6 protein-coding genes, 2 tRNA genes and 2 rRNA genes are annotated in these 11,987 nt (G+C 53.0%); 3 read left to right on the forward strand and 7 right to left on the reverse strand.

Going from position 1 to position 11,987, the window contains the following annotated elements; translation table 11 throughout:
* Positions 1 to 231: 231 nt before the first annotated feature.
* From KZZ10_RS08255 to KZZ10_RS08270, 4 genes are all read right to left on the reverse strand, one after another.
* Positions 232 to 3,110: ribosomal RNA gene (locus tag KZZ10_RS08255) — 23S ribosomal RNA — on the reverse strand.
* Positions 3,111 to 3,488: 378 nt separating this feature from the next.
* A tRNA-Ala gene (locus KZZ10_RS08260) sits at positions 3,489 to 3,564 on the reverse strand.
* Positions 3,565 to 3,579: 15 nt separating this feature from the next.
* Positions 3,580 to 3,656: transfer RNA gene (locus tag KZZ10_RS08265), tRNA-Ile, on the reverse strand.
* Positions 3,657 to 3,826: 170 nt separating this feature from the next.
* Positions 3,827 to 5,357 (reverse strand): 16S ribosomal RNA (locus KZZ10_RS08270).
* The 16S and 23S rRNA genes sit together here with 2 tRNA genes alongside, the layout of an rRNA operon.
* 487 nt (positions 5,358 to 5,844) lie before the next feature.
* Between KZZ10_RS08270 and rng the strand changes: the two genes are divergently transcribed.
* From rng to KZZ10_RS08285, 3 genes are all read left to right on the forward strand, one after another.
* Positions 5,845 to 7,308: a ribonuclease G gene (gene rng / locus KZZ10_RS08275; protein WP_259661050.1), complete on the forward strand. Its 1,464-nt coding sequence runs from the start codon at positions 5,845 to 5,847 to the stop codon at positions 7,306 to 7,308.
* A gap of 146 nt (positions 7,309 to 7,454) precedes the next feature.
* Entirely contained in the window at positions 7,455 to 8,456 is a 1,002-nt protein-coding gene (locus tag KZZ10_RS08280) for a Bug family tripartite tricarboxylate transporter substrate binding protein (RefSeq protein WP_259661051.1), read from the forward strand.
* 24 nt (positions 8,457 to 8,480) lie between these two features.
* A complete protein-coding gene (locus KZZ10_RS08285) occupies positions 8,481 to 9,524 on the forward strand; it encodes a hypothetical protein (RefSeq protein ID WP_259661052.1) in 1,044 nt (347 codons plus the stop codon).
* Here KZZ10_RS08285 and KZZ10_RS08290 read toward each other — a convergent pair.
* The 3 genes from KZZ10_RS08290 to KZZ10_RS08300 are packed head-to-tail and all read right to left on the reverse strand — an operon-like array spanning position 9,521 to position 11,985.
* Entirely contained in the window at positions 9,521 to 10,894 is a 1,374-nt protein-coding gene (locus KZZ10_RS08290; protein WP_259661053.1) for an amidase, read from the reverse strand. The two genes, KZZ10_RS08285 and KZZ10_RS08290, sit on opposite strands and share 4 nt — an antisense overlap.
* On the reverse strand, positions 10,891 to 11,097 hold the full coding sequence (locus tag KZZ10_RS08295) for a hypothetical protein (protein ID WP_259661054.1): 207 nt from the start codon (positions 11,095 to 11,097) through the stop codon (positions 10,891 to 10,893). The genes KZZ10_RS08290 and KZZ10_RS08295 overlap by 4 nt, the downstream gene beginning before the upstream one ends.
* A gap of 12 nt (positions 11,098 to 11,109) precedes the next feature.
* On the reverse strand, positions 11,110 to 11,985 hold the full coding sequence (locus KZZ10_RS08300; protein WP_259661055.1) for a nitroreductase family protein: 876 nt from the start codon (positions 11,983 to 11,985) through the stop codon (positions 11,110 to 11,112).
* Positions 11,986 to 11,987 lie beyond the last annotated feature (2 nt).

Here is an 11,987-nt window from a genome sequence, read left to right on the forward strand (position 1 = left end):
GTAGCTTGTTGAACGCTCACGGCCCTGATGGGGCAGTGCTCGTTCCAATCTGGGAAGAAGCGCAACTGTGTGGCTGACCACTAGGACGAACCTAGGGGTGTTTTTGGTGTTTTTGAATACGGGTTGGATGTTTTGACTGCTCTGCAGTGTGACTCAATCACACTTGCAACTTCATTTATTTGAACGGCACTTAAACTCTACAACAATCAGGTCTTTAACCTGTAGGGTTATAGGATCAAGCCGCACGGGCAATTAGTATCAGTTAGCTTAACGCATTACTGCGCTTCCACACCTGACCTATCAACGTCCTGGTCTTGAACGACCCTTCAGGGGGCTCTAGGCCCCGGGATACCTAATCTTCAGACGAGTTTCCCGCTTAGATGCCTTCAGCGGTTATCTCTTCCGTACATAGCTACCCGGCAATGCCATTGGCATGACAACCGGTACACCAGAGGTACGTCCACTCCGGTCCTCTCGTACTAGGAGCAGGCTCCGTCAAGTATCCAACGCCCACGGCAGATAGGGACCAAACTGTCTCACGACGTTTTAAACCCAGCTCACGTACCTCTTTAAATGGCGAACAGCCATACCCTTGGGACCGGCTACAGCCCCAGGATGAGATGAGCCGACATCGAGGTGCCAAACACCGCCGTCGATATGAACTCTTGGGCGGTATCAGCCTGTTATCCCCAGAGTACCTTTTATCCGTTGAGCGATGGCCCTTCCATACAGAACCACCGGATCACTATGTCCTGCTTTCGCACCTGTTCGACTTGTCAGTCTCACAGTCAAGCACGCTTATGCCATTGCACTATCAGCACGATTTCCGACCGTACCTAGCGTACCTTCGAACTCCTCCGTTACACTTTGGGAGGAGACCGCCCCAGTCAAACTGCCCACCATGCACTGTCCCCGACCCGGATAACGGGCCAAGGTTAGAACCGCAAACAAACCAGGGTGGTATTTCAAGGTTGACTCCACGCGATCTGGCGACCACGCTTCAACGTCTCCCACCTATCCTACACAGGCCGGTTCACAGTCCAATGCAAAGCTACAGTAAAGGTTCATGGGGTCTTTCCGTCTAGCCGCGGGTAGATTGCATCATCACAAACACTTCAACTTCGCTGAGTCTCAGGAGGAGACAGTGTGGCCATCGTTACGCCATTCGTGCAGGTCGGAACTTACCCGACAAGGAATTTCGCTACCTTAGGACCGTTATAGTTACGGCCGCCGTTTACCGGGGCTTCGATCAAGAGCTTGCACCCCATCAATTAACCTTCCGGCACCGGGCAGGCGTCACACCCTATACGTCGACTTTCGTCTTAGCAGAGTGCTGTGTTTTTAATAAACAGTCGCAGCCACCGATTCTCTGCGGCCTCATCATGCTCCGGGCGCGAGCCCTTCACACTACCGAGGCATACCTTCTCCCGAAGTTACGGTATCAATTTGCCGAGTTCCTTCTCCTGAGTTCTCTCAAGCGCCTTGGAATATTCATCCCGTCCACCTGTGTCGGTTTGCGGTACGGTCTTGTATGGCTGAAGCTTAGAGGCTTTTCTTGGAACCACTTCCAGTTACTACGCGAACAAGTTCGCTCGTGCCACACCCTTGAATTACGCGCCCGGATTTACCTAAACGCCTTCTCCAATGCAGCAACAGGGACATCCAACACCCTGATAACCTTCCGCAATCCGTCCCCCCATCGCACCATACAATGGTGCTGGAATATTAACCAGCTTCCCATCAGCTACGCATCTCTGCCTCACCTTAGGGGCCGACTCACCCTGCGCCGATGAACGTTGCGCAGGAAACCTTGGACTTACGGCGAGGGGGCTTTTCACCCCCTTTATCGCTACTCATGTCAGCATTCGCACTTCCGATACCTCCAGCAGCCTTTACAAGCTACCTTCGCAGGCTTACGGAACGCTCTCCTACCGCGTGCAATAAATTGCACACCCGCAGCTTCGGTCTATCGCTTAGCCCCGTTACATCTTCCGCGCAGGACGACTCGATCAGTGAGCTATTACGCTTTCTTTAAAGGATGGCTGCTTCTAAGCCAACCTCCTGACTGTCTATGCCTTCCCACTTCGTTTCCCACTTAGCGATAGTTTGGGACCTTAGCTGGCGGTCTGGGTTGTTTCCCTCTTGAGTCCGGACGTTAGCACCCGGTGCTCTGTCTCCCACGCTGTACTTGCCGGTATTCGGAGTTTGCCATGGTTTGGTAAGTCGCCATGACCCCCTAGCCATAACAGTGCTCTACCCCCGGCAGTAATACGTGAGGCGCTACCTAAATAGCTTTCGGAGAGAACCAGCTATCTCCAGGTTTGTTTAGCCTTTCACCCCTATCCACAGCTCATCCCCTAATTTTTCAACATTAGTGGGTTCGGTCCTTCAGCACGTGTTACCGTGCCTTCAACCTGGCCATGGATAGATCACCTGGTTTCGGGTCTACACCCAGCGACTAGACGCCCTATTCGGACTCGCTTTCGCTACGCCTTCCCTATTCGGTTAAGCTTGCCACTGAATGTAAGTCGCTGACCCATTATACAAAAGGTACGCAGTCACCCCTTGCGAGGCTCCTACTGTTTGTATGCATACGGTTTCAGGATCTATTTCACTCCCCTTCCGGGGTTCTTTTCGCCTTTCCCTCACGGTACTTGTTCACTATCGGTCGATCACGAGTATTTAGCCTTGGAGGATGGTCCCCCCATCTTCAGACAGGATTACACGTGTCCCGCCCTACTTATCGTACGCTTAGTTCCACCGCCGCAATTTCGTCTACAGGGCTATCACCTGCTATGGCTGGGCTTTCCATCCCATTCAACTATTGCAACAGCTAAAACGTACAGGCTCTTCCGATTTCGCTCGCCACTACTTTCGGAATCTCGGTTGATTTCTTTTCCTCGAGCTACTGAGATGTTTCAGTTCGCTCGGTTCGCCTCCTCAGACCTATGTATTCAGTCTGGGATACCGCTTGCGCGGTGGGTTTCCCCATTCGGACATCTACGGATCAATGCTTGTTTGCCAGCTCCCCGTAGCTTTTCGCAGGCTACCACGCCCTTCTTCGCCTGTGATCGCCAAGGCATCCACCATATGCACTTAGTCGCTTGATCCTATAACCATATAGGCTATAAGACGCTGATTTACTTGTAGCGTTTGTGCCGTTCTTCATCTTTGGCACCCTATCTCATCAACCACCAGGCTCTTACACCCAACAGCCAACTCAATAGAGCTTGAGAATTGAACAAATTACTATGCAATCACAACCCGTTATTCGTGACACACAACACTTTTACATGCCGCGCACCACCAAAAACTTTTCGTTGTGCTTCTTCCAGATTGTTAAAGAACAAGGTAAATCTATTAGGCACAAGGCCTAACTCTTAATACACACTACCTTCTCGTCAATCACCTCAACTCCCTAGGTGTCTGCACGTGTGCACTAAGAGTTAGACTCTATCCGCTCTCTGTCTTTTCTTCCCACCAGTCGTTGGTGGAGGATGACGGGATCGAACCGACGACCCCCTGCTTGCAAAGCAGGTGCTCTCCCAGCTGAGCTAATCCCCCAGATACCCCATGTTGTGGTGGGTCTGGTTGGACTCGAACCAACGACCCCCGCCTTATCAAGACGGTGCTCTAACCAGCTGAGCTACAGACCCGGCCGACTCGGCGAGCGTAGCAGTTACCCGTAAACAGGCCTCCACTACTCCACTACTGCTGCACTACCACTGCTCATGCGCAAGCTTCTCACGCACGACCTAATACCCTTGCTTCTTCATTCAAACAACCGATAAGTGTGAGCGCTACGACACGCCTAGACGCTGCTCTGAAAGGAGGTGATCCAGCCGCACCTTCCGATACGGCTACCTTGTTACGACTTCACCCCAGTCATGAACCCCACCGTGGTAATCGCCCCCCTTGCGGTTAGGCTAACTACTTCTGGTGAAACCCACTCCCATGGTGTGACGGGCGGTGTGTACAAGACCCGGGAACGTATTCACCGCGACATGCTGATCCGCGATTACTAGCGATTCCGACTTCACGTAGTCGAGTTGCAGACTACGATCCGGACTACGATCGGGTTTCTGGGATTGGCTCCCCCTCGCGGGTTGGCGACCCTCTGTCCCGACCATTGTATGACGTGTGAAGCCCTACCCATAAGGGCCATGAGGACTTGACGTCATCCCCACCTTCCTCCGGTTTGTCACCGGCAGTCTCATTAGAGTGCCCTTTCGTAGCAACTAATGACAAGGGTTGCGCTCGTTGCGGGACTTAACCCAACATCTCACGACACGAGCTGACGACAGCCATGCAGCACCTGTGTTCCGGTTCTCTTGCGAGCACTCCCAAATCTCTTCGGGATTCCAGACATGTCAAGGGTAGGTAAGGTTTTTCGCGTTGCATCGAATTAATCCACATCATCCACCGCTTGTGCGGGTCCCCGTCAATTCCTTTGAGTTTTAATCTTGCGACCGTACTCCCCAGGCGGTCAACTTCACGCGTTAGCTGCGCTACTAAGGCCCGAAGGCCCCAACAGCTAGTTGACATCGTTTAGGGCGTGGACTACCAGGGTATCTAATCCTGTTTGCTCCCCACGCTTTCGTGCATGAGCGTCAGTATTATCCCAGGGGGCTGCCTTCGCCATCGGTGTTCCTCCGCATATCTACGCATTTCACTGCTACACGCGGAATTCCACCCCCCTCTGACATACTCTAGCTCGGTAGTTAAAAGTGCAGTTCCAAGGTTAAGCCCTGGGATTTCACACCTTTCTTTCCGAACCGCCTGCGCACGCTTTACGCCCAGTAATTCCGATTAACGCTTGCACCCTACGTATTACCGCGGCTGCTGGCACGTAGTTAGCCGGTGCTTATTCTGCAGGTACCGTCATCCACACAGAGTGTTAATCCATGCGATTTCTTTCCTGCCAAAAGTGCTTTACAACCCGAAGGCCTTCATCGCACACGCGGAATGGCTGGATCAGGGTTTCCCCCATTGTCCAAAATTCCCCACTGCTGCCTCCCGTAGGAGTCTGGGCCGTGTCTCAGTCCCAGTGTGGCTGGTCGTCCTCTCAAACCAGCTACGGATCGTCGCCTTGGTGAGCCTTTACCTCACCAACTAGCTAATCCGATATCGGCCGCTCCAATAGTGAGAGGTCTTTCGATCCCCCCCTTTCCCCCGTAGGGCGTATGCGGTATTAGCTACTCTTTCGAGTAGTTATCCCCCGCTACTGGGCACGTTCCGATACATTACTCACCCGTTCGCCACTCGCCGCCAGACCGAAGTCCGCGCTGCCGTTCGACTTGCATGTGTAAGGCATCCCGCTAGCGTTCAATCTGAGCCAGGATCAAACTCTTCAGTTTAATCTCTGTATAAATCGTATTTCCATGACCCAAGCCAAAGCTCGGGCCGGTTATACGTCGCTGCTCAAAGGAAGTGACTTCGTTTTATCTCCAGGCTTTAACACCCAGAGACATTACTATTTCACTTCAAGTGAGCACTTGATTTCGTTTGCAATCACAGCAGCCTGTTACAGCTGTGTGACCTGCGCTACGCGTATCAAGCGCCCACACTTATCGGTTGTCAAATTTTTAAAGAACAAGGTACCGCGCTTTACTTGTAAGAAAACTGTCACAAGCAGAGAGGCGAGATTATGAAGGACATTTTTATCTGTGTCAAACCAAGAACGCTTTATTTTGCAAAAACTTCAGCAAAATCTACTTAAAACGTACTTGCCAGGATTGCTTAAAAAGCAATACTTAGAAACAGATGAATTTTCAACCACAATTTGTCTAGCCAAGCCCGCTACTATAGCACGAATATTTACGCATTACTTCGCAGAGAATCCGCATGACTGAAGACATACTGATCAACGTAACGCCCTTTGAAACCCGAGTGGCGCTTGTCGCCCAAGGTGCCGTGCAGGAGCTGCACCTTGAGCGCAGTATTCAGCGCGGGCAAGTCGGCAATATTTACTTGGGCAAAGTCGTCCGCGTACTGCCAGGTATGCAGAGCGCCTTCATTGAGATTGGCCTTGAGCGCGCGGCATTTATTCACATCGCAGACCTCAGGGAAAACCGCAGCGAACGTGCGCTTGGCGTGACCCCCACCCCCATCGAAAAGCTCATCTTTGAAGGTCAAAGCCTGATGGTGCAAGTCATCAAAGATCCGTTGGGTACAAAGGGCGCTCGGCTGTCAACCCAAATAAGCATCGCGGGACGCATGTTGGTTTACCTTCCACATGAGCCGCACATTGGGATCTCACAAAAAATCGGCTCAGAAACCGAACGTCAGGTGTTGCGTGACAGGGTTCAGGCGCTTGTGCCGGCCGAAGAGAAAGGCGGCTTCATCGTACGCACACAGGCTGAAGGCGCGAACGATGAAGAGCTGCAGGCAGACCTCGCTTATCTGAAGAAACTATGGGGCAGCGTTCAGCATGCAGCCCGCACGCTCCCTGTCACGAGCCTTTTGCACCAAGACCTGACCTTGGCCCAGCGTGTGTTGCGCGACATGGTGTCTCCTCTTACAGGGCAAATTCTGGTGGACTCGCGTAGCGTGTGTGCCGAACTAAAAGCCTGGGCTGGGATCTACACCCCGTCCGTGGCAGACCGCATCGGACACTACAGCAGCGAGCGCCCCCTGTTCGATATAGCCAATATCGAAGAAGAGATTATTCGCGCGTTATCTCGCCGTGTTGACCTCAAGTCTGGGGGTTACTTGATCATCGATCAAACCGAAGCGCTGACGACCGTGGACGTCAACACGGGTGGCTTTGTCGGGGGACGCAACTTTGACGATACGATTTTCAAGACAAATCTTGAAGCGGCGCAAGCGATCGCCCGGCAGCTGCGCCTGCGCAACCTTGGTGGCATCATCATTCTCGACTTCATTGATATGGACGATGCGACACACCGCGAGGCGGTACTGGCTGAACTGAATAAGGCGCTCGCGAGTGATCGGACACGCATGACGGTTAATGGCTTCACACAATTAGGCCTCGTGGAGATGACGCGCAAGCGCACGCGCGACTCGCTTGCACACCAAATGTGCGAACCCTGCCCTACGTGTCAAAGCCGCGGCAATGTCCGCACCAACCGCAGTGTTTGTTATGAAATTTTGCGAGAGATTTTGCGCGAAGCCCGCCAGTTCAATCCCCGTGAATTTCGCATCCTAGCCTCGCAAGAGGTGATCGATCTGTTTCTCGAGGAGGAAAGTCAGCACCTAGCTATGCTGGGGGACTTTATCGAAAAAAAGATCTCGCTGGAGGTATCTACGGGGTACAGCCAAGAGCAATACGATATTGTCTTGACCTAGTGTTGATTAATTCCCCTGCATTCGAGAAGAATGTCAATCTAGGGTTGACCTCTAGACTACCGCCCGCCCACAGACCCGTTCTAGACGATACACTCAACCACGTAACGCAAGGCAACAAAACTCCAACAACACGCAAGGGAGCAAGCATGTCACCTATTTTCAAAACTGGACGTCTAAACCGTCTTATCGGCACGACCCTTCTGGGACTGTGTGGGGCTTTAACGGCGAGCCACGCAAACGCTCAGGCACAAGCATACCCAAACAAACCCATTAAGTTTGTCGTCCCTTATTCGGCTGGCACCACCACGGATGTGATTGCCCGTCTCTACGCACAAAAACTTGGTGAAATCTTAGGGCAGTCGGTAGTGGTCGACAACAAGGCAGGCGCCGGTGGCAACATCTCGGCCGAGTCTGTGGCTCGCTCGGCACCAGATGGTTACACACTGACGTTTTCAACGAGTGCTACCCACGCAACAAACCCTGCCCTCTATGGCAAGATTCCTTTCGATCCAATCAAAGACTTCACGCACATCACTTTAATGGTGGCCGCACCAAATATGTTGGTGATCAACCCAAAGATTCCAGCAAACAATATGGCTGAGCTGATCGCTTATGCAAAAGCCAACCCCGGCAAACTCACGTATATGTCAGCGGGTTCGGGAACATCGCCACACATGGCGGGTGAATTGCTGAAAACAATGACAGGCATCGACATCCAGCACGTCCCCTACAAGCAGGTCACGCAAGGCTTAACAGACTTGCTGGCAGGTGAGATTGCCATGTCGTTCTACCACGTCCCTGTGATTTACCCCCACGTTAAATCGGGTCGCCTCAAGGCAATGGGCGTCGCAACATCCGAGCGCAGCCCGATCGCCCCAGAGGTACCACCAATTGGTGACACCGTGAAAGGCTACGACATTCGCCCGTGGTGGGGCTTGGCAGGTCCTGCTGGCATGCCTCAGGATATCGTCGATAAACTTGAAAAAGCGACCATGCAATTCCTGAAAGACCCCGATATGCAAAAGCGACTCGTTGACATCGGGGTAATCGTCACACCAATGAACCAAAAGGACTTCAACGCGTTTATGGCCACAGAGCTTGTTAAGTGGACCAAACTCGTTAAAGACTCTGGTGCAAAAGTTAACTAACCAACGAAGCAAAGGTCGACTAGCATGAACTCCAATGATTCACCGCAGTTACTCCCTACAACCGTCGTAGGGAGTTATCCGCAACCGGACTGGCTAGTCGATCGCGCGATGCTTGCAAAAGGGGTTCCTCGAACCCGCGTACATGAAATGTGGCGCATTGCGCCAGAGTTCTTAGAACAAGCGCAGGACGACGCAACGATTCTGGCCATTCGCGAGATGGAACGCGCCGGGATCGACATCATCACAGACGGTGAAATTCGGCGCGAAAGCTATTCCAATCGCTTCGCTACAGAGCTAGAGGGAATAGACGACCGCAACCCCGGTATCGTCGTTTCCAATGCCGGTATAAAAACGCCTGTACCTCGTGTCGTCGGAAAAATCATTCGCACCCACGCAGTCGAAGTACGCGACCTCGTCTTTCTGAAGACGCACACGGATCGCAAGGCCAAGATCACTTTGCCTGGACCATTCACGATGGGCCAGCAAGCCAAAAATGAGTACTACCGTGACGACGAAGAAATGGTCATGGATTTCGCTGCAGCAGTCAATGCAGAGGCCCTAGAGCTACAGGCCGCAGGAGCAGACTTCATTCAGCTCGACGAGCCCTGGCTTCGCAACAATCCAGAAGCTGCCAAACGCTATGCTGTTCAAGCAATCAATCGTGCGCTGCAGGGCATCACCGTCCCTACCGTCGTCCATCTCTGTTTTGGCTACGCGGCAGTTGTCACTGGTCAAAAACCAAGCGGCTATTCTTTTTTGCCAGGGTTAAGCGGCACGATTGCCAAACAGATCTCGATTGAGGCCGCCCAGCCGAATCTAGACCTTGGTGTGCTCAAAGACTTGTCGGGCAAGAAAATTATGCTGGGTGTTTTAGATTTAGGCACGCATAAAATCGAAACCGCCGAGCAAGTGGCCCAGCGGATACGTGCAGGCTTAAAGTTTGTCGACGCAGAAAATCTGATCCCAGCGCCTGACTGCGGCATGAAGTATTTGCCTCGCGACGTTGCGTTCGGCAAGCTTCAAGCGCTTAGTCAGGGTGCTGCCATCGTCAGGGCAGAGATTAGTTAGTCTGCGCAGGCCTGGGGGTGCATCGTATGCCAAGCAGTTGCCTGCTCGTACGCGGCCCCTACCCTAAAGATTGACGCCTCATCGTAGTAACGACCCACGATTTGCATCGACAGGGGCAGACCCGTTTTAGAAAACCCATTAGGCACTGCCAACGCGGGATGACCTGTTAGGTTGAAAGGCACACGGGCCTGTCGGGTGTAGGTACGCACGACCTCGGGCATATCATCAATGACGCAGGCCGGATCCATCGAGTTAGCCACCAAGAGCACATCAACTTGTCGCAACACTTGATCCACTTGGTCCATTAGCGCCTCGCGGCACTGCATGGCATGCACATAATCGCCCGCTGAAAGAAACGCCCCGCACAACAACTTACGACGCGACATTTCCGCAAAATCTCCGGGTCGCTCGCGTAAAGACTTGGCGTGCACCGCCCAACCTTCCGCCATTAAAATTATTTTTTGTGGTCCAAAAAATTCCTGTAACGTTGGAAGACGTATCTCCACTAACTGGGCACCTAAGCCTTCGAAAACGCGGCAGGCCTCTTCGAACGCCGCGGCCATATCAGCCTCTGCGACTTCGTCCTCGAGGTGGAAGTGCCGCACAACGCCAATTCGCAAACCGGCCACCCCTTGATCTAGCGGACGAGCTTTGAAAGCGCGCGGGCTAGTAGATGTTGCCGTTAGCACCTCCAAAAGTAAAGAAGTGTCGAGCACGGTGCGCGCCATTGGGCCCACATGATCTAACGAAAACGATAGGGGATAAACCCCACGACGCGAGACCAAATCGTAGGTAGGTTTTAGCCCGACTACACCACAGGCGGCAGCAGGATGCCGCACCGAGCCTCCGGTATCGGTTCCAAGTGCCAAAGGCACTAGCCCTGCCGCGAGCGCTGCTCCGGAACCTGAGGACGATCCACCCGGATGGTGACTGGTATTCCAGGGATTACGAGCAGGAGGAAAAGGCAAATCAAACGACGGCCCGCCAATGGCAAACTCATGCAATGCAAGCTTACCCATCAGTATCGCGCCACCCTGGCGCAAGGCTGTAATGCAGTCCGCATCCCGTGTCGCGACGGTACCCTGCATGACCTTCGAATGACAGGTCGTTGTTTGTCCAGCAATGTCAATAATGTCTTTAATACCGACTGGCACACCATGTAAGGGGCCTAGACACTTACCCGCCAAGAGTGCCTGCTCAGCCTGTTGTGCTGCTTTTAAGGCATTATCAGCATCAACTTGTAAAAAAGAATGGTAGCGAGAGTCGATCTTTTCTATTCGCGCTAACTGCTCTTTGACGACATCAACAGGCGACAAAGATTTTTTTGCATATGCATCTCGCAGCTGGGCTGCTGTCAACCAAGCGTTCATGCTTTCACCTTCATGGCAGGCCAGGGCTCAGTCGTATTGAGTGCGGGACCTGAAAAAGATTTTTGTACGTTGAGCGCAACGCGCGCCGCCGTGAGCACGTCTTGTCGGTGTGCCTGCAAGGCAAGGTCTAGGCCCGCCATTCTTGCGAGCATCATAATTTGAGCCTCTTCGGACTCAAGGTTTGGGGTAGTCGATTCTGCCATGACAGTCACTCCTTAACGAAGACTGAATTTCTTTTTACGAATAAAGTCACCAAACTCTGCGCGCTCGGGAACCGAGTAATGACGCGCCTTGTCCTCTGACCAGCCATTAAAAGGTACATCGGGGTATCGATCGGGATAACGCTGCCGTCGCAAGGGAAACTGTGCGTGTCGACGTTGATCATATGCATCAATATGCTCTTGCACACCCTCTTCCGAGAAAACATCGGTATGCACCGTCACATCCATACTTAAGCGTGGAATGATTCTGCCAGACTCCACAGGGTAGCCAACGCACAAGCCAGCAACGGGAAACACCGCATCGGGCAAGCCTAAAATATCGCTGGTTGCAGCGCTGTGATTGCGCATGGCACTAATGGGCACTACGCCCAACCCAACAGCCTCCGCCGCGCGGATAAACTGCGCCATCACAATCCCAGCATCGACTGCTGCATTCATGAAATGATCGAGATGATCGTTTACAAAAGGCTTGCCTCGCCACTCGCCTATTTGACGAATACGACGATTGTTGCCACAGAACACCAAGACAACAGGCGCTTGGCTAATCCAGGGCATATCCGGAATTAAATCAGCGAGCGCCTGCACCTTCAGGCGGTCGGCGACATGAATAATGTCCGCTTGCTGTAGATCCGACTTCGAGGGCGCGGACAAGGCCGCCGCAAACAAAACCCGTAAAAGGGCCGCATCCACCGGTTTCTCGGTCCAGCGGCGATGCGAGCTGTGCTCAAGCATTCGCACCAGCTCCTCCAGACCGGGAAGACTTCCGCCCACCCGATCGAACGCGGAGCGCGGGGGTGCACACTCAGCACCGAAACGCGCTGCGATCGCTTTCAGGAGCCGCTCTTGCTGCTCTAGGTTGGGGTCACTCATCC

The sequence above is a fragment of the Zwartia hollandica genome (genome assembly GCF_019923725.1).
Lineage (GTDB): Bacteria > Pseudomonadota > Gammaproteobacteria > Burkholderiales > Burkholderiaceae_B > Zwartia > Zwartia hollandica.